Genomic DNA, 22,079 nt, shown 5'->3' with positions numbered 1-22,079 from the left:
TTCACAATGACTTTATTAAGCATACTCTGCACTATGGGATTGCCCTCTATCGACGAGAGCCTTGACAAGCTACTTGTCGCTATGGAGACATTTCCTAATGTTGCCGTCCTCGGCGATGCCGTAGGATTGGCAAGGATAATCGGACTGTGCCTCGCCCTCTGTGTCGGCTCATACGAATGTTGGATGATGATGCTCGGCAGGCGCGGCATGGACGTGATGAAACTTCTCCGTATTGTCGGAATATCCATCTGTATCTCCAGTTCCTCCTGGATCTGCTCTGCTCTCCAGACCCCCGGCAAAGGACTGGAGTCAGCGACTAAGGCAATGGCGATGTCGAAGAACAAGGAGGTTGCCGCATTTGAGCTGAAAGTAGCACAGAAGCAGGGCAAATACCTTGACCGGCTCCGTGAAGTTCAGGATTCAATCGCCACAGCCCAGCAGGTGGCGGCCATCGGTGAGGACGCCCATTGGTGGGATAAACTCATCTATAATGTCGAGAACCTTGGAAACACCATCAACAACTATGCGCAACGTGCAGCCGTGGCCGCGGAAACCAAGGTGAGCGAATGGATCAACGATGTAATCCGGTTTGTCGGTGAGCTTGTATTCCAGATGTCATATTACGGCATACTTGTGGCTCAGAGGATATTCCTCGCTATAATGGCGATATTCTGCCCCATAATGTTCGCTATGTCGCTGGCGCCACCGTGGAACTCCGCGTGGAGTCAATGGATGTCAAAATATCTCTCCCTTACGCTATGGGGTTTCGTGACCTACATGTGCTTGTACTACATTGATTTCATTCTCCTCTACAATCTGCAACAGGATATGATTGCCTACGATCATCTGCTGTCGGGTTCTGTAAATTCCTGGTCCCAGATAGGCGCACTCGGTCTTCAGGGTATAGGCTCGAACTGTATGTATGCTATGGGTATGCTGGTGGGTGCCTACATTATCCGTTTCGTGCCCGAAGTCTCGTCGTGGCTCATTCCGGGAGGTGTCAGCAGTGGCGCGGCAGCTCCGGCCGGTGCATTTGCGATGGGCGTGGCACAGACAGGTGCCTCTATGGGTAAATCCGCTGTTACCGGAGGTGCAAAGGCAATACTCTAAAATCATAAATATATGCTTATACAATCTTTAGCACAGAAAACAAAACTCGCCATGATGACGGTGTTGGCCGCAGTTGCCGGCTGCACCCTCATCTGTGGGTTCACCATCATAACCTGCCTGAACATGGTGACCAAGGAGCGGCAGCAGATCTATGTCCTTGACGGTGACATCCCTTTCCTTGCCGAGAGAGCGCAGCTCGAAGCCAACTTCACAATGGAGGCGAGGGCGCATATACAGTTGTTCCACCAGTATTTCTTCAACCTGCCCCCTGACAATGACTATATCAAATGGACTGTCGGCAAGGCTATGTATATGGCTGACGGAACTGCCCTGAAACAGAAGCAGGCCCTCGACGAGAACGGATTTTACTCGGACATCATATCATCTTCGGCGGTCTGCACCATCATCTGCGACTCAATCAACTTCGACGAGCATGAGCGGAAGTTCACCTATTACGGAACCCAGCTTATCAAGAGAAGGACACGCGATCTGAAACGCACTATGGTGACAACGGGCTATATCGAGAACGTGCCTCGCTCCCAGAACAATCCCCACGGACTGATGATCACCAACTGGCGCACTATCGAGAACAAGGATAAAGACTATTGAATATGAAATCCATACGCAAGGCCATAAGGAACAGCCGTCTGGCTACTTCCAATCAGATAAGGTCATGGCTTCGTCCAAAGATGGGTGAAATCGGCACACGGTACCGGTTTGCCGCAAGGATAAGGCTTGCCAACTCATGGGCGACAAGACACCCGAAAAGGACTTTCGGTTATGTGGTCGGCACTCTGCTCACGGTTCTTTTCTGCGACATTGCCATTACCGGAATACGCGCTGAGTCTCAGATGGGTGATGTAAGCAGGATTGCGAATGTCGAGCCTATCTTCAACGGCTTCCGTACCATTCAGGCAAACAAGGAGAGCCAGCGCCGGACTATCCTTGAATTGACGGAACAGGGACAGACACTACGCCATGAACTTGATTCTCTGATAGCCATTCCCCGGAAAACACACCGCGATTCAGTAGATATTGTCCGCCGTTACGCACGGCTTGAAAACATTGTCAAATCACTTAAACAGAACGATAATGAATAAGATCAATTTCAAACAGCCGAAGTACATCTTTCCCGTGGCGATATTCGTGCCGCTATGCTTCCTTGTGTACTTCGTGATGCAGACTTTCGGAGGTGGCGAGGAGAAACAGACAGTCGCCACAGACCGTATCAATTCCTCTCTCCCTGAAGCCAACGCGGAAGAGGCGCACGACAAGATGTACGAGATGTCTCGACGTTTCGGTGACGAGGACGCTTTCACGGCGGTAAGCAAACTCGGAGAGGAAGAAACCGATGATGACTACCTTGATCACGGGTATTCGGAGGAAGAGCTTAACCGGCTTGATGCAGCAGAAGCAGAGCGTATCCGCCAGCAGCAGGAACTTGAGGAATTGGAACGCTCACTTGCGGAATCCCGGCGTCATATAAATTCATACGCTTACGGTGACAGCTACAATCCTGCCGACTATGTTCCGGCGGTGGATCCGCGTGACGAGTATGCACGAGAGCTTGCTGAAATCCAGCAGCGCAGCTTTGAGCGTCAGAAAGCGATAGAGGCAGGATTAGGTTACGGGCAGCCCGACCCGGAGGAAGAGGCTCGCAAACAGCGTGCAGACTCCATTGCAAAGGCCAAGGCTATCGAGCGTGAGAACAACCGTCCTATGCTGGTTCTCAAATCTCAGAACACCAACGCGGAAAAGTTCAACACGGTAGGCAATGATGTGGCATCTGACGAGTCGCCACTTATCCGTGCCATGATAGACCAGACCACAAAGGCACATGAGGGTACACGGCTTCGGTTCAAGTTGCTTGATGATGTTACTATCCGTGATGTGAAGTTGAAAAAGGGAACATATCTCTACGGTACTGTCGCAGGTTTCGGTCAGCAGCGTGTCAAGGCGACCATAACAAGTATCCTCGTGGGTTCAAGGTTCCTGAAAGTCAATCTGTCTGTTTTCGACAACGACGGCATGGAGGGTTTTTATGTCCCTGAATCGGCTTTCCGCGACTTTATGAAGGATGCAGGAGCGAACACCGTTCAGCAGAATATCAGCTTTGAGTCTGACAATGGATATGGCTCCGGCATATCCGGCGAGGCTATAGCGTTGCAGGCTCTCCAGAATATGTATAACTCGGCGACTTCGGCTGTATCAGCCAATATCCGCAAGAACAAGGCGAAAATCAAGTACAACACCATTGTCTATCTTATCAACTCTGACGAGGCAAGATAAAAATTATCACAGAATTAACAAAATCCACAGAATATGAAACTCAAATCCATTATGGCGGCTTTTGCCGTATTCGCAACCGCTGTCACGGCATCGGCCACCGCTCCCAAGCAGACAATCCTAATCAACGATGAAGTTACAACTCACATCGTCATGCCGGAGGACATTAAGATGGTTGACCTCTCGAACACAAAGGTTATCGGCAACCAGTGTGCAGACAACATCGTGCGAATCAAACCCTACGTCGAGACAGATCCGGAAGCAGAGCCGACCTCTTACCGCGAGGGTGAGCTTTTGGGTACGCTCACTCTCATCGGAGAGCGGCATCTGGCACAGTACGACGTGGTATATACCGCTGTTCCGACCCGTGCGGCATCTATCTATCAGGTGCAGTATTCCGGTTTGCAGTCATACATCAATCCGGAGGTATCCATGCCTAAGTCCGAAATGGCCCGCTATGCCTGGGCTGTGTATGGCAGCGACCGCAAGTTCAACCAGCTTGTGTTCAGTGCAAACGGCATGAAGGCGATAGTCAACAATATCTATTCGATAGGTGACTATTTCTTTATCGACTACTCCCTGCAGAACAAGACGAAGATTGCCTACGACATCGAGGAAATGCGCGTCAAGCTCACGGACAAGAAGGAGGTCAAGGCAACAAATTCGCAGACCATAGAGCTTACTCCGGCTTACTCCCTCAATCTCGCTAAGAGGTTCAAGAAGAAATACCGCAACGTGCTTGTAATTCCCAAGCTGACGTTCCCGGACGAGAAGGTTCTGCGCATCGAGATTTCAGAGAATCAAATAAGCGGCCGCGTCATTACAATGACAATCGAGTATGATGACATTCTCAACGCGGACGGCTTCGACTCCGATATACTCAAAAAGATCCCTTATACAGTACATCCCCATATCTACAGATAAAGCCTTATGAAAAAGATACTTTTCTCCCTTTTGTGCGCTATCGTGTCGATTGGCGCCTTTGCTCAGGGTAAATTAACAGTAAATGCCGGCTTCCTTTTCCCTTCCACTCTCAATGCCACTGCCGGATATGAACACTCATTTACTTACGGCAATGCAGTAGAAGTGTTCGGAGAAATCGGCGACCACTGGAAATCAGGCGAGGGTCAGTTCTGGAAAGGCTATTATTGGGATGGCGGCATTCTCTACAAACATCGTCTCGCCCGATACAAGAACGGTATGCTACGCTTCCGTTTCGGTCCGGAATTCGGAGCCGTCGAGCGAAAGTTCTTTGTGGGACTTGAAGCCGGATTTGAATACAACTACGTCTTTCAGAACGGCTGGGAGTTCTCGCTGATCCAGAAGAACAATGTCAATTTCGTTCACGGTGATACTTTCCGGAACGGTCTGCTGATTGGGTTGAAGATTCCGTTTTAATACAATGTAATCATGGCTTTTGAAGAAACCAAGGAACAGCAGCAGATGTATAACTACTTCCGTAGCTGCATCTACATATTCCTGATAATAGAAATCGTGATGAACCTGCCGATAACGGCTGACAACCGTATCACGCAGTTCATACTCGATCTGCTCGGACGCTTCAAGGTGTTCAATTCGGTAGCCGGGTGCAAGGTGGCTGAACTTATCTGCATCTGTGTAGTCTGCATCGGTACCAAGGCGAAGAAGGCTTTGAAGTTCAATGTCATGACAATGGTTGTCTATCCTGTGCTTGCCGGGCTTATGCTCGTGGGGTTATGTTTCGTTTTCCACGGTATGTCTGTCGGCATGGAGTGGATGGGCTTTCCGGCAAACCGCATAATCTATGCCTTCTGTTCCGTAGTAGGCACGATGCTTGTGCATCAGGGTCTCGACGGTATAGCCAAATACTATAACCATCGTGTGGGCGAGGATAGGTTTAATTTTGAGAATGAGAGTTTCGAGCAGTCGGAGAATAAAGCCGAGACACCTTACTCGGTGAATATCCCGATGATATACTATTTCAAGCGCAAGATGCACAAGGGCTGGATCAACATCATCAATCCGTTCCGCGGAACGATCGTCTTAGGTACTCCGGGTTCGGGTAAGTCTTTCGGTATCATAGACCCTTTCATACGGCAACATGCCGCTAAGGGTTTCGCCATGATGGTTTACGACTATAAGTTTCCGACACTTGCCAAGACACTTTTCTATCAATACTGTAAGAACCAGCATTATAAGAAACTCCCGGACAAGTGCGGTTTCCGGATAGTGAATTTTACTGACGTGGAGTATTCCAACCGTATAAATCCTATTCAGCGGAAATATATTCCGGATCTTGCGGCAGCTTCAGAGACGGCGGCTACACTGCTTGCCTCTCTGAATAAAGGTGGCGGCGAAAAGAAAGGTGGTTCGGAGGCATTCTTCACCAACTCCGCTGAAAACTTCCTCGCTGCCATCATATATTTCTTTGTGAATTTCCATCCCGTAGGATATAAGAACGGCAGGAAGCTGAGACGCTTCATATCCCATGAGGGAAAGAAACTGGAGATAGTGATACGCAACTGGGACGACTACAACGCCATTGACGAGCAGGGGGAGGTGGTTCTGGACTTCGTGGACGAAAACGGAAGATTTGTCTCCACTGACGAGGACAGAATGTTTGTTGACCTTAACGGATACTCTTATGTCGACAGGGTTGGAAAACTAATCCTTATAGACCGATGCTGGTATGAGGACGAGCACGGAAACGAGGTGGTGCCTGATACCGTCACGGGCGAATACTCGGATATGCCTCACGTCCTTTCCTTCCTCGGACGTAATTATTCGGAAGTATTCGATATACTTATGATGGACGATAAGATTGCTTCCCTGATGGCTCCTTTCAAGTCAGCTTACGAGAATAAGGCGAATGACCAGTTGGAGGGTATGGTGGGAACACTGCGCGTAAATGCCGCAAGGCTTGTTTCCCCTGAAGCCTATTGGGTGTTCACGGGTGACGATTTCGATTTGAAGATTTCCGACCCTGAGAGTCCGAGCTATCTGGTTATTGCCAACGACCCGGAGAAGGAACAGGTAATTGGCTCCCTTAACGCTCTTGTCCTTAACCGTCTGATTACCCGTGTCAATTCCAAAGGAAATATCCCGGTAAGCATAATAGTCGATGAGCTTCCGACGCTATACTTTCATAAGATTGACCGTCTTATAGGTACGGCTCGCTCAAACAAAGTTGCTGTTACACTTGGATTTCAGGAGTTGCCGCAGCTTGAGGCTGATTACGGCAAGGTGGGAATGCAAAAAATCATCACCACCTGCGGTAACATCTTCATGGGAGCTGCGCGTAACAAGGAGACTCTGGAGTGGGCGCAAAATGACGTGTTCGGCAAAGCCAAGCAGACATCCACTTCAATCACAATCAACGATTCCAAAATATCCACCTCTATATCTGAAAAGATGGACTATCTCGTTCCGGCGGCGAAAATCGCTGATATGGCAACAGGCTGGCTTGCAGGTCAGGCGGCACGTGATTTCACGGCCACGGATGACAAGATGCTGTCTCATTTCGATATTGCGGAGTCTGAGGAGTTCAAGACGACAAAGTATTTCTGCAAGACACATTTCGATATGGCGAGGATAAAGGAGGAGGAGAGCCGTTATGTGGATCTTCCCAAAATCTATTCCTTCCAGAACGAGCGTGAGAAGGAGATTATGCTCAACCGTAATTTCAAGCGGGTGAATCAGGAGGTGGATGATATGGTGCGAGAACTTCTCGGAATACAGGAATGATGCTATGGAGGCTGTTATTCCCATTTCCCTGCCTCTCTCCCTGCGGGTGAGCGGAAGCGCACTGAAGATTATCGCGGTTCTCTCGATGATTGCCGACCATTGCGCTTACTTCCTGTTAGGTCAGAGCGATGCTCTATATGAGCCGTTGCGATGTCTCGGCAGGATTGCCTTCCCGGTGTTCGCCTTTCTTGTGGCGGAGGGTTTCGCTCACAGCCGTAACCGTATGAGGTATTTCCTTACTCTGTTGGGGGTCGGCATAATAAGCGAATTGCCATGGTATCTCCTTAATGGTTACGACGGCACCCACAATGTGATGTTTACTCTCGCCCTTGGTGTTGTGGCTCTTGCCATGTTCGACCGGCTGTGTGAACACGGGCCACTTTCGTTCATATCGGTTTCCCTCATTGCAGTGGCGGCATGGTGGTTCGGCACTGATTATGACTGGAGGGGTGTGGCTATGATTGTGCTGTTCTATATTCTCCGTTTCAATACAATAAATCCGTGGCTGGAACGGCGGCATATCTGTTTCCCCTCACAGGCCCTTTTGCAGATTATCTTCACATTTCCCCTTATGGCTCACTACGGCATAGCCGGGGCTGTGTTGGCATCGGCAGTGATCTTCCTCTATGACGGCTCACGAGGATTTATCCGGGGCAAGACTGCCAAATATGCCTTCTATGCCGTTTATCCGGCTCACCTGCTATTGATTTCCGTTTGTATCTGAGAAAGGGAGCAAGTCGTCATTATGACAGCCTGCTCCCTTAAAAGTTACGAGCCCAACCCGTGGAGCTGGACTCGATTTAATCTTGTTTATAGTGCAGTTAGCTGCGTCGGGGCAATCCAAATACACTTTTGTGTTTGCAAAGGTAACAAGACTTTTCTAATCAAACAAATTATCCGGAGATTTTCTTCGCAATATTAACAATATTTTTGATAATAGCCTTTCGCCAACGCCCTAATCCTCTTTCCTTTGGCACAATAATTCCAGTCTGCGCCTCAATAATCGGACGAATGGCAGGAGTCTTGTCGTAAAGTCGTAAAGTGGCTGAATACAATTCCTTCCACAAATCCTTCTCCCGATTGACAGACACTTGCTTTAACAGAAAATCAACTACGCGCAGGGCACCTTTGAAGGATTGGTGCTCATTACCTGAGAAATGGTAACAGGCTTCACCTGTTCTTATACCTCTTGATAAGGTCATGCCGAAAAGCACATTTCCGTGAGCGCAAGCATTGCGTACCTCCCTAATCGCGGTTAAATAGCTTTTGAATGTTTCAATAGCCATTACATTAAACTTAGAACTGATAAGCCGTTTATCCTGTTCAAGTATCAGGTTGTCGTAGAGCACCTCCAAGTTACCGAAGGTCATAAATTCCATTGTTTTCCATGCCGGAGCATAAGGATCCAAGTATTTTGTGTGATGGCGGCGTATAGGGAGCTTATTCCTTATGGACTTGTAAGCTTCATTCGGAAATTTTCTGATGAAACCTGCTGAGACAACTGTTGAATCCACAAACCAAGTAGGATTTGCGATATATTTGTTAGACAGTTCATATATAACCACTGAGCGAATGGCAACCTCAATTCTTGAAAGATACCTGTTGAGGATGTTCCTTAAATCCATATCGAAATAATATAAGGAAACAGCATCCTCAATCCTCGTTCCCGGCTGTACGTCATGGCGGCGTCTGCCGTCAAGATGTGGATATGTTATCTCAAACGGATGAAGATAGAATCCAAGACGGTAATATCCGATGTCGGAGAGGTATTCCTTCGCTTTCTCTTCATCGGAGACAACAACTCCATGACGGCGCAGAGTCGCTATCTGTTCATCGAGCGTTTTTGCTCTTTTTGTATATGGTATTTTCGAACGTGCCATGTAATTCCTTTATTAGAATTACAAAATTACAAAAAATATTCCAATATCATCGTCGGATTCAGGCCATTAGAAAGGAATAAACAGTATCAGGGATTGGGCTTTTACTATTTTTAATGCTAATTGTTGCTAAAGTTGTTTCAGCACCTTTATGACGGCACGGATATAGCCCGGATCCTCGGCATAGCCAATCTTTTTCAGCCATAATAGATAATTTCCACCGGAGTATCTATATTGTATTTTCGTATAATATGCCCGGACACTTTCGGTCCAGTGATTGAACTCATAGTAAGTGCCTGTACGTGGATTGGTAAGCCCGAAAAGATTATGCTTGTTCCGGCATACCGAAGACTTGAACCAACCCGTTTCAAGTATTGCCTGTGCCAGCACGACTTTCGGATACTTGATATTGTTGCGCCTTATCTCCGCCATCAGGTTAGGGATAGTCAGAGGGGGTAGCGAATCCCGTTCATTTTCTCTCCTTTCATGCGAGGCGAAAACGGTGACAGAGGGTGCCTGTGGCACATTTTCACTCTCCGGTGCCAAATCCATGTCTTTTTCATACATCAGCACCGGCTCTTCAGATTCACTATTTGTTATCTCCTTATTTTCAACATTATAGACGTTGACTATCCGGATATTTCCCGTCACCGGGCTATCCTTCGTTATGGTATGGAACTGCGCTGACGCAGGAAGTGTTGCTAAAACGGCAATGCAACACGCAACAAAACTGTTCGGAATTTCTAATTTAGCAATCATATGGGGATAATTTTGAGGCTGACAAGCGGTTACACTGCAAATTTATCACCTCAAAACACTAAAAATGGAAATCCCGAACAGAAATCAGCAAGAAACACTCCCTTACGAGAAGCTGGCGATTCTCGGCATCGACCGCGAGAAAGCGGACCGACTGCCGCAAGACGTTAAGCAGAAGCTACTTGACGGGGAAGTAACGCCACTTGTGTCAGTCTCGATAAATGCACACAATGGCACCGTCATCACCTTACCCCTCAAACTGCAGCTTGCCACCGACAAGGAGGGGAACCCCACACTCATCGCATACCCCGTTCAGAGAGAGTTCTCGCTCGAAAAGGGGAACGAACTTAAACTTACACAGCAGGAGGCCGACGCACTGCGCCGTGGCGAAGTGCTGTTGAAAGGCATCGACATCAACGGGGAGAAAACACAGCAGTATCTCCAGTTCGACCCCGAGACCAAATCAGTAATTCACAGACGTACCATCGAAGTTGAGATCGAGCGGAAACTGAAGGACATGGAAAAGGTGAACGACATCGAACTGGGTACCCAACAGAAACAGCAGGTGCGCGAGGGAAAACCGATGGAACTAAACGTCGGAGGCGAGAAGGTCACCATCGGCATCGATCTGAGGGAACCACAGGGATTTAAGGTCGTGCAAGGCGACATGAAGGAATGGGAGCGTCAGCAGAAACTCAAATATGACGAGCTGCATCCCGAATTTATAGGTCTTGTTATGACCGACAAGAACCGCTGGGAATATCAGAAGGTGGTCGATAGCCAATCCTCCGAAAGAGCCATCAAGCTCGATCCCTCAGAAAAACGCAGTGAGTCAAAGGGTCTGAAACGATAATGATGCCTGACAGCTACAATGACAATCATACCCGGTTGTCCGAAGCGGAAGCCTATTTCAACTCTCTGGTAAATCCCGGGAAACTTAATTCCGGCGACATTTCCCTTCTGCCAAAGGATCTTCAGGAGAAGTGGGAAAGCCTCGCCTCAATGGAAGAAGATTATTACACAGAGCATCGCTTTCTGCACCCGGATGAAAGGAAAGGTTATCAGGAACAGATAAGGACAGCCCGAAATAATTTCAGGAATGATATCAATATTCTCTATCAGGAATATACCGACTCTAAAAACAATATCATAGCCAAACCCGAAATATCGATGAGAAAAAGCAACACGGAATATCCTCCTACACTGATGCGTCAGTATGACGAGATGAAGAGCAAGCACCCTGACGCAATTCTACTGTTCCGGCAGAATGACTCCTACGAGATTTACCGGCAGGACGCTCAAAAGGCACAGAAGATACTTGGTCTCGATATGGAGTCAAGGGAAATCGGAGGTGTAAAGACCGATGTGGTCTCTTTCAAGGAACATTCCCTCGATATGTACCTTCCCAAACTCGTCCGTGCCGGAATGAGGGTTGCCATCTGCGAACAGCTTGAAGACCCGAAACAGAGAAAGGTGGAGAAGGACTCCAAGGAAACACTATCAAAATCAACAGATATGCCAAGAAAAAAGAAAGAAAAGGCTCCCGAACAGGAGCAGCCAAAGGCGCAAGCCAAAACAAAATCAGAGGCCAAGACTGAGGCCGGACCCGAAGTCAAGGTTGAACCCAAGGCGAAAGCCGAGGTCAAGACAGAACAGAAGACCGAGGCGCAGCAGGAACGCAAGCCCCGAGACCCCCAGATGGTGACGGTGAACGGCGGCAAGGTCACACACGGCCATGCCTTCCAAGGCAAGGACTCGCAGGACTGGTATTTCACCGCCAAGATCGACGGCGTACAGCTGAAGCCGCAGAAGATGGACCCGGCAGACCTCGCAGCCTACCAGAAGAAAGAAATGACGGTGCCGCAGCTCATGGAACGCTACTATCCCACGAAACTCATGCCGAAAGTACCCGACATGGCTTTCTCATTCCCCAACGGTCTCGCCGGTCCCGACGGCCCGCTGACCGTAAACAAGTTCAATGTCTACAAGGAGACAGACCAAAAGCGTGACGACTTCGGCAAATACAAGTTCTACGCGCAGGTGGGCGACCAGAAGATGTCTACCGTTGCGTCACGCCAGGATCTCAACGCCTACTTCGACCGTGTGATGACTCCCGGCGACCTCGTTACCAAGAACTTCGGCGAGCGTCTGCACCTCAAGGGCTACTACGACCAGTTCAAGCTGCCGGAGGGGATTGACCCGAAGTCAATACGCATCGCCAAAGACCGCAACGCCAACCAGTATATGGTAACTGTAAAGACCGGTGAGGACAGAGGCTCGACGTTGAGAAAGCACATATCGTATGACGACGGATATTCCTTCTTCAAGGCAAAGACCGCATCTTCCGAACAGCTCGCCGCCAAGTATCTCGGCACCGAACTGAAGACCCTCCTTGCCGCTCCTGCGGTTAAGGCCGAAAAGTCGGCATCCTTGAAAATGTAACATAGTTTCCAACCTCAAAAAATTACCGAATATGGCAAAAATAGAATATGACGAACTGGTACAGCTCCTTCAGGACGGCAAGATAGGTTTCCTCCGCTTCATGCTTGAAAGCGACAGCGCTCAGGATTACCTCGAATGGTGCGAGCTTCACGGCATCGACCCCTCCGAGGAATCGGCGGAGTTCTACTACGACGAGACAGAGATCGACATGATGGAGCGTCAGCTGATAGAGGACGAGAGCTATGGCATTTGGAACTAACGGTTCCGGCGGCTCCGGCCAGCAGGCGGTTGACCGCTTCGCCGAGATGATGATAGAGCGCATGGAAAAGATGAAGAACTCGGAGTGGCGGCAGGGCTGGATAGGCAACGCTACGTCTGTGGGTCTTCCCCAGAACGTGATGGGACGCACCTATTCAGGTTCCAACTCATTCTTCCTCCAGCTCTATTCCGCACAGCAGGGCTACGAGCTTCCGGTGTTCCTCACCTTCAAGCAGGCCCACAACTTCAAGGCGCATGTCCTCAAAGGCGAGAAGGCGTTTCCGGTGATATACTGGGATATGCTCGTGCGCGACAAGGACGGCAGGAAAATCAGCTCCGACGAATACCGCGCCATGAACAAGGAACAGCGCAAGGATCTTGACGTCATTCCCTTCGTAAAGGCGTTTCCGGTCTACAACATCGACCAGACAAATTTCCGCGAGGTCCAGCCAGAGCGTCTTCAGAAGCTTCTCGACAAGTTCAAGGTTCCGGAACTACGCGACACTTACGGCATGTACCAGCACCAGGCCCTCGACAACATGATACGTCAGCAGACATGGCTCTGTCCCATTCAGGCCGACCGTAAGGAGGACGGCGCATACTATTCTCCCTCCAGGGATATAGTAGTGCTTCCTATGAAGCAGCAGTTCAACATCGGTGCCACCCCTGATGAGATATACCGTGACGGTATGGAGTTCTATTCCACCATGCTCCATGAGATGGCCCACTCCACGATGACACCCGAAAGACTCAACCGTGAGATGGGAGGCAAATTCGGCGACCCGAAATATGCCAAGGAGGAACTTGTGGCGGAGCTTACAGCCGCGATGATAAGCCACTCGATGGGTTTTGACTCCCGTATTACGGACAACTCCGCCGCATACCTCGATTCATGGATAGGGAAACTTAAGCAGGAGCCTAAGTTCATCGTCTCCGTCATGGCCGACGTGAACAAGGCTTCGGAAATGATACTCGACCGGGTGGACGCCCAGCGTCTCGCCCTCGGCGAACAGCCCTATCTTGCGAAGAATGACCCGTGGCTTGCCCCCTTGCCCGATGAGATATGTCCCTTCAGGAACGCCGCCATCATCAAGACCCGTTCCGGCGACTATGCCGTGCGCGCCTCCTACAACGGAGTCGATCTCGGCATGAAGCCTATCGGGAAATCCACGGCGCAGCTCTACTTCCGCATGACCGACCAGCGAGAGAAAGATATTTTTCTCGGCAACACCATCAGGAAGAGCTATGAAAAGGAAATCGCCGGCATCGACAGACGACCGTCCAAATCACTATCATTAGGCTGACTATGACTGGCGACTATAAGATAAGGTTCCGCGACATGAAGGAGCGTGTCGGCATTGACGACGTGGCGTATTCACTCGGCTACCGTCTCGACCGCAAGGCAGGAGTCGGCAGATACATCGAGCTTGTGCTCGGTGAGGGACGCGACAAACGTGACACCATCATCGTCAGCAATCGCCGCGACAAGGGTTCGCAGTTCTTTTTCCGTCGGGATGGCTCCAAAGGTGATGTCGTGTCCTTCATTCGGGAGAATCTAAATTCCTTCAATGTCTCGGGTTCTAACGAGTGGCAAAAGATAGCTAAGGTAATGGCGAAGTTCGCCAATATGCCTGAGCCTGACTACGACAGCCATGCCGAGTATGTGCGTGCAGCCTCCGTTCCGCAGGTCTTCGACCCTTCGCGTTACGCTGTATGCCCACTTGACACGGAGAAGATTCACCCCCTGTTTCGCCAGCGTGGAATATCAGAACGTACTGTGAAGGCTCTTGCCCCGTTTATCTCACTTGTGTCCGACCGTCACAACGAGAACTTCAGCGGCTACAACATCGGTTTCCCTTACACCGCCGCCGACAGTGACCGTGTGCTTGGGTATGAGATACGTGGCATGGGCGGTTACAAATCAAAGGCAGCCGGCACCAATTCATCCACTGCGGCGTGGGTGGCAGACCTGTCGGGAGGCAACGGCGCATCTGTGCGAAGTGTGTTCTTCTGCGAGTCGGCTTTCGACGCTATGGCTTTCTATCAGCTGAACCGACTTCGTGCCGGGGAGAACATAGCCCTGGTGTCGATCGGGGGAACATTCTCCGACCGTCAGGTTCTCGGAGTGATGGAGCGGTTTCCGAACGCCCGTGCCTTCGATTGCTTCGACAACGACCTGCCGGGACGTGTCAACGGCCTGCGCCTTATGGCTCTGGTGGAGGATCTGCCCCTGCGTATAACCAAGACCGAGGACGGGCTGAAAGTCGAGGCTAAGGGAAAGTCATTCCCCCTTACGTCCGAAAGAGCTATTTACGCCCAGGTCAGTGAGCACCTGCCGGTGCGCTACCGCATGGGACAGTGGCAGCCTCCCTCGGAGTTCAAGGACTGGAACGATTGTCTTCTCGGCAAGCGTCTGGAGCCGAAAATCTCACCCACCAAACTTGACCGTGACAATAACCTTGCCGGAAAGAGAAAGTCCGGCCTGAAATTATGACTGATTTATGAAAATGAATTTCCGAAAAACATGTCTCTCCCTGTCGGTGGCTCTTCTTACTCTCTCTTCATTTGATGTGGCGGCGCAGCAGACTGACCCGACTCTGACGGCCACGGTAATTCTCCAGACGGAAGAGTTGAAGAGTATCCACAAGAAGCGCAAGACTACGCAGGAGAAGATAATCGCAGCCGAGACCGCCGTAACCCTCGCACTTGACCGGGTCCACAGTGTGGAGGACAAGATGCTGGAATACTTGTCGAACGCCCAGGGAGCCATGCAGAACCTATATCAGATCAAGCGTGCGGCTGAGCTTGTCACCACGGAGATACCCAAGAACACGGCTCTTCTCAAAAACTCAGTCAAGGGGAACCTGAAGGGCACAGCCATTGCCCTTCTCGTTTCCGATGAGATTACGGACGCGGCGGCGCAGATGGCAGCCCTCTATCCCTTCATGCAGCAGCTTGTCACTTCCGGCTCATACAACGTCACCGGCTCCGACGGCAAGACTGAGAAGCACAAGGTGAATCTGCTAAACTCCGCCGAAAGATATTATGTGGCAAATGAAGTCGTGACACGTCTGGAGGCCATAAACACCGACCTGTTCATTCTCGCCTGGCAGGTACGCACCCTGAGCTGGAACGACCTCTGGTTTTCACTCGATCCTGAGGGATGGGCGGCAGTAATGTCAGGCAAGAACATCATCAATGGTCTTGTCACCGACTGGAACAATATCAGATACTATTGAATATCAACTTTAGAAAAATTTTATATGGATACAGAAACAAAGATTATCGGCCGTTGCCCCGTGTGCGGCGGCAATGTGGTAAAGACCTGCAAGGGCTACCGCTGTGAAAACAATACCGGTGAGGAAGCCAAGTGCGGCCTCTTTATCAACGGTGTGATAGGAAACCGCAAGATGTCAGACGATGAGATTGCCGAGCTGCTGGATAAGCGGCGCATACTTCTTGACGGCTTCGCCACAAAGGAGTGGAAATCGTTTCCTACCGTGCTTGTGTTAGGCAACGACGGAGTGGTTCTGATGGAGTCTGTCGTGGCACGTTGTCCCCGTTGCGGCGGAGAGATCCGCGTGGGCGCAAAGGCTTTCAACTGCTCCAACTTCAAGCAGGAGAACGACCCCTGCGGTTTCGTGATATGGCGCAACATCGGCGGCCATCTGATGACTCTCGAAGATGTGGAGGAGATATGCGCCAACGGTGTGACTTCCCGTGAGGTGGAGTTATATGGTGAAAACGGCGTTATCTACCGAAAGCGTCTCGGTCTCTCTCCCGACAAACTAAAGGTTATCAAGGTATGAAGCCCGGTGCCAAACTTGCCATGCTGCTCGGCGGTGCCGTGGTGGTATGGGGACTGATAGCCCTCGGACTGTGGTGGGGCAACTCTCCTGTGCGCCGGGCCCCGGAAGTAGCGAAGACAGCCCTTTATGCCTCGGTGGATAATCCGGAGTCGGTAAATGTCATAGCCGTGAGTCGTCCTGACAGTGTTTTCGGACGCAACTACATCGACAATGACGAGAAGATGGCTATCGCCAACGCCATGATTAGGGTGAACGAAAAGGTGATGAAGCGCACAGACGGACTGCGTAATCTCGATTTTGAGGACAGTGCCATGACTGAGCTTCTGAACCGCCAGATGTCGGCTATGTCGGCACTCCGTTCACTTGTGGGGTATGATGCTCCAGATGCTCCGCAGAAGCCGTTTTCCGGCTGGAAAGTCAAGATTGAGTATGAGGCCGTATCGGAATCCGGCTCTCCCTACCGTTCGGAATACTGGTTTATCCTCGACCGCGACGCGCACTGCGTTGTAAACTCTTTTGAAATTCCCGTAATATGAACCTCAAAAACTATATGATATGAATGAGATAATATCTGAGATCGAAAACATCACGGCATCTTTCCTCAAAGACGCACGTTCACAGCTCGACAAGGGGAACAAGGCGGCTGGTCTCCGGGCCCGGCGCGCCTCCCTCAATCTGGAGCCGCTTCTCAAACGCTTCCGCAAGGTCTCGCTGGAGGCCGCCAACAGTAAATAATAATACAAGTCGTTTTTAGCCATCAAGAACCTGACTGCCCTGACTCGTGAGAGCCGGGGCTTTCTTTTCTGATTGTCCCCTTGAATTGCAGGCTATCCGCTTCCGTGAGTTTTTCGCCACAAAGTTACGGAGGCGGATGCCGACGGCAAGCGATCGCCTCCGGCTTGTCTGCATGAAAAAATCCGGTAGCCTTCCACAATTTTTATGCTAAAATTGGGTATTCCGTATTTTTTCATTTGCCACGCTTGCCTTACGCCACCTTAGTCCTCCGTCTTTGTATGCAGCGAAAAAACAACCCGGACGCGAGAAGCCATAAGGCTTCAAACCAAAGGGAGAAAAAATTGAGTTGCTTATGAAACGGACAAAGGAAAAGGTTACGATAAAGGAATTAAGGGTGTTAGGCTCTTACGGAAAGATGTATCACAACGCAGAGGTCTATCCCCATTCGTTGAGGAAACTATCAAAGGACGTTAAGAAAAGCGATACTACCGCTATCGCTATTGCCGCCCTCCTTCTCTCCCAAATTCTCACTCCCAACGCAGTATTGATACCCGTTCCGCAATCCTCCGGCAAAGCGGACTATACTCTTGAACTCGCCAACACAATCAGGATTATACGTCAGGATTGTGAGGTGATTGACATTCTTTCGGGTACACCTCGCAAGAAACTCTATGACATCAAGAAAACGAAGACCTTCCTCAAAGGCGTGAGGACGGGCTTGAAGGTCAAGGAGAGTTCCGACTGCAAGGAGACACTGCAAGCACATTCCGACATCTTCCTGTTGGATAACGTGGTGAACACCGGCTTCACATTCGCAAGAGCAAGAAAGGCATTAAGGAAATATATCAAGATTGAGCCGTCGCTTTTGGCTATCAGTGCCACAAGCAACTGGCTGAACTAATCACAAATCAATATGAACAAGAGATTGGCTATCGTAGGCAGTCGCACCTGCCCACCCATTGACATCGCTTCCTATCTCCCTTTTATTCCCGACACTATAGTTAGTGGCGGAGCATACGGAGCGGACACTTATGCAAGAGAGTATGCAATCAAGAATAATATCCCCATTGTGGAGTTCCTTCCGAACTACAAGAGATACGGCAGGAACGCTCCTATCATAAGGAATATGCAGATAGTTGATAATTGCGATTTCCTTCTCGCTTTCTGGAATGGCACGAGCCGAGGCACCAAATTCACAACGAACTATGCCGATAAACGTGGAGTGCCATATAAGATAATCCAAGTATCATAGTTCACTGTGACTTATCTATATGTTTCCCGGCTTCTCTCGGTAGAAGTCGGGCGGTTTGCTTCGTCACCTCGCAAAACCGCCTATATTGAATACCATTCAGGAGAGGGTTTGAATACCAGGGCTACGCATAACGGCACACGTACCCGACGAACCATATATGGCGCCGATACCGGTGTGCCTATTTTGTGGAAACCAAGCCGTCTGACTGACTCCGTGTCTGTAACACCGAGCAAGTTCAGCCGATTGTATTATGCCAGCATCGACGACTGCGCCTATGACGGCACGAACGCCAAAGACATCGAGGTTTGCCTGCGGCTGCTCTTCAATGTCTTTCGCCTTCCTGCCTGTTTCCGAAAACTAATCTGAAAACGATGACTTGTCCGGTCATTACACCCTTAGACTGCGTTTAAGGCTTATTGACCGAAATACATTGCTACTTCCGCTACGCATCACGGCACACGCTTACACGACGTGACTTATCACTGCGTAAGCGTATGAGCCTATCTTTGGGAACCTTGCCGTCTGACTAACTCCGTGTCGCAGACACCGAGTAAATTTCAGTCGAGGGGCTATGCAAGCATCGACAGCGGTGCCTATGACGGCACAAACGCCAGAGTCATCGAGGTTTGCCTATGGCTGCTCTTCAATGGCTCACGCGCCAGTCTCTATTGTTGGAAAACTACATCATATAAAAGAGAAAGCCCTGATTCGTGAGAACCAAGGCCTTATATATAGCATAGTTATTTTTGGTGGAGGGGAATGATAATCTCAGACGTTGTATCCGGTATCTCTACCTTCTCTCCATTACCCTCAACGTTTCGATTAAGCTACTTCTCTGATTCATACCTGCTGGAGTCTGTATTGTTGTCTTTGCCATACTTTTCTGAATTAAAATTATTAAACTTATTAAATTACCAATCCAGGAGAGTGGTCGAAGAACCATTTGGACTTCTAAGGGTAGGAACGGGATACTTAACCCAATAACCGAGAAAATCCGTATTTTATAGTTAGACTGCAAAGTTAATGAAAGGTTTAATCCGAAAATAAAAATTTCATTCCTTATTATTGATCCGTTGACTTCCGCGACCGTGATTTTTTCGCTACAAAGTTACGGAGGACGGTACCGACTGCAAGCGACCGCCTCCGGCTTGGCTGCATGAAAAAACCCGGCAGCCTTCCGCAAATCACAGATTTGGGTATTCCATATTTTTTCACTTGCCACGCTTGCATTTCGTCCCCTCGTGCCCTCCGTCTTGAATGTACTGTAAAAAATTCCCCGGACGCGAGAAGCCACAAGGCTTCAAACAAAAGGGAAAATGATTAGAGCTTAAACATTTCAAGATAAAAGCTATGAATATTTTTAATGAAAACGCAGATTTCTACCCGACCCCCTCAGAGGTAATCGAGAAAATGATGATGAGCGAGTATATCCTCAACAAAACCGTTCTGGAGCCGTCCGCAGGAAAAGGTAACATCGTGGACTGGTTGAAAGTTCATGGAGCAAAAGAGGTAATCGCCTGTGAAAATGACCCGCATTTGAGAAAACTACTCAATGGAAAGTGCGATATAATAGCCGATGATTTCCTTTCGCTTAAATCCGAGGATGTGAGCCATGTGGACTACATAGTGATGAACCCACCATTCAGCGAGGGTGCAAAACATATTCTCCATGCCTTCGACATAGCTCCTGCCGGATGCACTGTGATAGCACTGTGCAATTCGCACAGCGTATCAAAGGGATGGCGCACTGATTCAGTTAAGGAGAGGTTGATTGAGATTATTGATTTGTACGGTCGTGAGGAATATCTCGGTAACGTATTCTCGACAGCTGAACGCAGGACAGAGGTAACCGTTTCTCTTGTCAAGTTATATAAGGAAGGGGTCGGAGATAATGAGTTTTCGGGCTATTTCTTCTCGCAAGAAGATGAAGATACAGCCGACAGGAGCGGACAAGAGGGATTAATGCACTACAACGTAGTCCGTGACATCGTTAACCGATATGTCGCCGCTGTAAAGCTCTTCGATGATACTCTTGAAGCCTCCAAACGGATAAATGAAATGGCGAAATTCCCGGATTCGGACGAGTACGACTATATCCCAATAAAATTCGGAACCATGACCGGAGGGTATGACAATCGTGGTGTTGAGATTTCACATCAGCAGTATAAGAAGAGTTTGCAGAAATACTATTGGCGTATCATGTTTAAGAAGATGAATATGGAGAAATATGCCACCAAACATCTTCGGGAGCAGATTAACAAGTTCATCGAGCAACAGGAGAGCGTGCCGTTCACCATGTGCAACATCTACCGTGTCATAGACCTTGTAATACAGACCAACGGGCAAAGGATGAATACGGCATTATTGGAGGCCTTTGACCTGATATGTTCTTTCTCGGCGGAAAACAGCACGGCTGGAGAAAAGTGGAAAACGAACTCCGACTACATGGTGAACAGGAAATTTATAGTCCCATATATGTGCAATGGTTATCGAGACCGATACGTGAGCCACGGCAGCGGCTACTACGTGAACATCACAAAGAAAGGGAAAGAGGCATACCCCTTTGTTCAGATTGAGGGGTGGAGTGCAGAAAAAATGGAAGACGTTTGCAAAGCCCTATGCTATGTGACCGGCACTAACTATGATTATGTAAGAGGACTGCGGTACGCCCACCACGACAAAGAGGTATGGGGAGAATGGTTCAATTGGGGATTTTTCAGATGCAAGGCTTTCAAGAAAGGGACAATGCACTTCGAGTTCCTTGATGAAGAAGTCTGGTATAAATTCAATACCGAAGTAGCTAAACAGCGAGGCTGGGCACTCCCGAAGAAAGCTACTAAACGATGAAATACGAATGTTTGGTTTCCTAATGAGAAGCTTTATTGAGAGCTGATTGGCTCTGAACGCCCGACGATCCATATTTTTATGGCGTCGGGCTTTATTGTGCGGTATCTGGGAAATCATAGCGTCCGCAATGCTCCGTGTCGATAACACCGAGCATACCCAGCCGATTATTATTATGACCGTTCCGGCATAGCCTAATGACGGCATGAACGCCAAAGACATCGAGGTTTGCCTGCGGCTGCTCTTCAATGTCTTTCGCCTTCCTGCCTGTTTCCGAAAACTAATATGAAAACGATGACTTGCCCGGTCATTACACCCTTAGACTGCGTTTAAGGCTGATTGACCGGAGTATATTGCTACTTCCGCTACGCAATACGGCACACGCTTACACGATGAGCCATATTTCATGTGGCCCTGCGTAAGCGTATGTGCCTGTTTTGTGGAAACTAAGCCGTCTGACTTACTCCGTGTTTGTAACACCGAGCAAGTTCAGCCGATAGTCTTATGTATATATCGACGGCTGAGCCTATGGCGGCAACAACGCCATAAGGCTTTGAGGTTATGCCTCTGGCTCCTCTTCAAAGTCTTTTCGCGTCATTGCCTTATACTCTGAAAACTTGCCTGCAAACGGGAATTATGCGAGCTGACACATTCGTAGGTTGCACTTACGAATGACGCTCGAAATCCTTAGATAATATCGGCTTCGCAGTAACGGCACACACTCCCGACGAACCATATTCCATGTGGTGCCGGGATGCAGTGTGCCTACCTTGGAAAACTATGCTGGCAATCTTACTCCGTGTAGTCACACCGAGTAAGTATCTGCCGAATATATATGAAATCTATCGACGGTTACACCTATAACGGCAACACCGCCATAGGACTTTGAGGTTACGCCTGCGGCTTCTCGTCAAAGTCTTTTCGCGTCATTGCCTATAATTGAAATGGTGAGTCGTAATGAATAATATCTTTGTTTTTCGGAAACCT

23 protein-coding genes are annotated in these 22,079 nt (G+C 49.3%); 20 read left to right on the top strand and 3 right to left on the bottom strand.

Annotated features, from left to right (window positions below):
• Nucleotides 1–6 precede the first annotated feature (6 nt).
• From K2G41_RS00165 to K2G41_RS00130, 8 genes are read left to right on the top strand one after another with little or no spacing between them, the layout of a single operon-like run.
• Nucleotides 7–1,110, top strand: coding sequence for a hypothetical protein (locus tag K2G41_RS00165; RefSeq protein ID WP_300112687.1), 1,104 nt, complete (start codon nucleotides 7–9; stop codon nucleotides 1,108–1,110).
• 12 nt (nucleotides 1,111–1,122) lie between these two features.
• The gene (traK, locus tag K2G41_RS00160; protein WP_300112684.1) at nucleotides 1,123–1,719 is read left to right on the top strand and encodes a conjugative transposon protein TraK; all 597 of its coding nucleotides are present in this window, start codon (nucleotides 1,123–1,125) and stop codon (nucleotides 1,717–1,719) included.
• A 2-nt stretch (nucleotides 1,720–1,721) separates the two neighbouring features.
• A complete protein-coding gene (locus K2G41_RS00155; protein WP_300112680.1) occupies nucleotides 1,722–2,210 on the top strand; it encodes a hypothetical protein in 489 nt (162 codons plus the stop codon).
• The gene (gene traM / locus K2G41_RS00150; RefSeq protein ID WP_300112677.1) at nucleotides 2,203–3,399 is read left to right on the top strand and encodes a conjugative transposon protein TraM; all 1,197 of its coding nucleotides are present in this window, start codon (nucleotides 2,203–2,205) and stop codon (nucleotides 3,397–3,399) included. Before K2G41_RS00155 ends, traM begins: the two co-directional genes overlap by 8 nt.
• Nucleotides 3,400–3,450: 51 nt before the next feature.
• Complete coding sequence (gene traN, locus K2G41_RS00145) at nucleotides 3,451–4,320, top strand: conjugative transposon protein TraN (protein ID WP_300112726.1); 870 nt, start codon at nucleotides 3,451–3,453, stop codon at nucleotides 4,318–4,320.
• Between the two features lie 6 nt (nucleotides 4,321–4,326).
• Entirely contained in the window at nucleotides 4,327–4,794 is a 468-nt protein-coding gene (locus tag K2G41_RS00140; protein WP_300112675.1) for a hypothetical protein, read from the top strand.
• A 12-nt stretch (nucleotides 4,795–4,806) separates the two neighbouring features.
• The gene (locus tag K2G41_RS00135; protein WP_300112672.1) at nucleotides 4,807–7,119 is read left to right on the top strand and encodes a type IV secretory system conjugative DNA transfer family protein; all 2,313 of its coding nucleotides are present in this window, start codon (nucleotides 4,807–4,809) and stop codon (nucleotides 7,117–7,119) included.
• A gap of 4 nt (nucleotides 7,120–7,123) precedes the next feature.
• Nucleotides 7,124–7,843 carry a TraX family protein gene (locus K2G41_RS00130; protein WP_300112724.1) on the top strand — a complete coding sequence of 240 codons (720 nt, stop codon included), beginning with the start codon at nucleotides 7,124–7,126 and terminating at the stop codon, nucleotides 7,841–7,843.
• A gap of 169 nt (nucleotides 7,844–8,012) precedes the next feature.
• On the opposite strand, the gene K2G41_RS00125 is transcribed toward K2G41_RS00130, so the two are convergent.
• Complete coding sequence (locus tag K2G41_RS00125) at nucleotides 8,013–8,999, bottom strand: Abi family protein (RefSeq protein ID WP_300112669.1); 987 nt, start codon at nucleotides 8,997–8,999, stop codon at nucleotides 8,013–8,015.
• Between the two features lie 126 nt (nucleotides 9,000–9,125).
• A complete protein-coding gene (locus K2G41_RS00120) occupies nucleotides 9,126–9,755 on the bottom strand; it encodes a glucosaminidase domain-containing protein (RefSeq protein WP_300112666.1) in 630 nt (209 codons plus the stop codon).
• A gap of 64 nt (nucleotides 9,756–9,819) precedes the next feature.
• On the opposite strand from K2G41_RS00120, the gene K2G41_RS00115 reads away from it, so the two are divergent.
• From K2G41_RS00115 to K2G41_RS00075, 9 genes are all read left to right on the top strand, one after another.
• Nucleotides 9,820–10,605 carry a DUF4099 domain-containing protein gene (locus K2G41_RS00115; protein ID WP_300112664.1) on the top strand — a complete coding sequence of 262 codons (786 nt, stop codon included), beginning with the start codon at nucleotides 9,820–9,822 and terminating at the stop codon, nucleotides 10,603–10,605.
• Between the two features lie 317 nt (nucleotides 10,606–10,922).
• Nucleotides 10,923–12,194: a DNA mismatch repair protein MutS gene (locus K2G41_RS00110; RefSeq protein ID WP_300112722.1), complete on the top strand. Its 1,272-nt coding sequence runs from the start codon at nucleotides 10,923–10,925 to the stop codon at nucleotides 12,192–12,194.
• A 31-nt stretch (nucleotides 12,195–12,225) separates the two neighbouring features.
• Complete coding sequence (locus K2G41_RS00105; RefSeq protein WP_300112661.1) at nucleotides 12,226–12,453, top strand: hypothetical protein; 228 nt, start codon at nucleotides 12,226–12,228, stop codon at nucleotides 12,451–12,453.
• Nucleotides 12,437–13,756, top strand: a complete 1,320-nt coding sequence (locus tag K2G41_RS00100) for an ArdC-like ssDNA-binding domain-containing protein (protein ID WP_300112659.1) — start codon at nucleotides 12,437–12,439, stop codon at nucleotides 13,754–13,756. The genes K2G41_RS00105 and K2G41_RS00100 overlap by 17 nt, the downstream gene beginning before the upstream one ends.
• A gap of 2 nt (nucleotides 13,757–13,758) precedes the next feature.
• A complete protein-coding gene (locus K2G41_RS00095) occupies nucleotides 13,759–14,946 on the top strand; it encodes a DUF3991 domain-containing protein (RefSeq protein WP_300112656.1) in 1,188 nt (395 codons plus the stop codon).
• 7 nt (nucleotides 14,947–14,953) lie between these two features.
• On the top strand, nucleotides 14,954–15,691 hold the full coding sequence (locus K2G41_RS00090; protein ID WP_300112653.1) for a hypothetical protein: 738 nt from the start codon (nucleotides 14,954–14,956) through the stop codon (nucleotides 15,689–15,691).
• A gap of 24 nt (nucleotides 15,692–15,715) precedes the next feature.
• A complete protein-coding gene (locus K2G41_RS00085; RefSeq protein WP_300112650.1) occupies nucleotides 15,716–16,261 on the top strand; it encodes a topoisomerase C-terminal repeat-containing protein in 546 nt (181 codons plus the stop codon).
• Nucleotides 16,258–16,797, top strand: a complete 540-nt coding sequence (locus K2G41_RS00080) for a hypothetical protein (RefSeq protein WP_300112648.1) — start codon at nucleotides 16,258–16,260, stop codon at nucleotides 16,795–16,797. Before K2G41_RS00085 ends, K2G41_RS00080 begins: the two co-directional genes overlap by 4 nt.
• 19 nt (nucleotides 16,798–16,816) lie before the next feature.
• A complete protein-coding gene (locus K2G41_RS00075; RefSeq protein ID WP_300112646.1) occupies nucleotides 16,817–16,996 on the top strand; it encodes a histone H1 in 180 nt (59 codons plus the stop codon).
• A gap of 15 nt (nucleotides 16,997–17,011) precedes the next feature.
• On the opposite strand, the gene K2G41_RS00070 is transcribed toward K2G41_RS00075, so the two are convergent.
• Complete coding sequence (locus tag K2G41_RS00070) at nucleotides 17,012–17,170, bottom strand: hypothetical protein (RefSeq protein WP_300112643.1); 159 nt, start codon at nucleotides 17,168–17,170, stop codon at nucleotides 17,012–17,014.
• 178 nt (nucleotides 17,171–17,348) lie between these two features.
• Between K2G41_RS00070 and K2G41_RS00065 the strand changes: the two genes are divergently transcribed.
• The 3 genes from K2G41_RS00065 (at nucleotide 17,349) to K2G41_RS00055 (ending at nucleotide 21,095) form a co-directional block, all read left to right on the top strand.
• The gene (locus K2G41_RS00065; RefSeq protein WP_300112641.1) at nucleotides 17,349–17,897 is read left to right on the top strand and encodes a hypothetical protein; all 549 of its coding nucleotides are present in this window, start codon (nucleotides 17,349–17,351) and stop codon (nucleotides 17,895–17,897) included.
• Between the two features lie 12 nt (nucleotides 17,898–17,909).
• A complete protein-coding gene (locus K2G41_RS00060) occupies nucleotides 17,910–18,248 on the top strand; it encodes a hypothetical protein (protein WP_300112638.1) in 339 nt (112 codons plus the stop codon).
• A gap of 1,350 nt (nucleotides 18,249–19,598) precedes the next feature.
• Nucleotides 19,599–21,095: a DUF4942 domain-containing protein gene (locus K2G41_RS00055; RefSeq protein WP_300112635.1), complete on the top strand. Its 1,497-nt coding sequence runs from the start codon at nucleotides 19,599–19,601 to the stop codon at nucleotides 21,093–21,095.
• Nucleotides 21,096–22,079: the final 984 nt, after the last annotated feature.

Origin of the sequence: Duncaniella sp. (assembly GCF_029056165.1) — a bacterium.
Lineage (GTDB): Bacteria > Bacteroidota > Bacteroidia > Bacteroidales > Muribaculaceae > Duncaniella.
The sequence above is the reverse complement of the archived record's forward strand: the minus strand, read 5'-3'. Positions and strand labels throughout refer to the sequence as shown.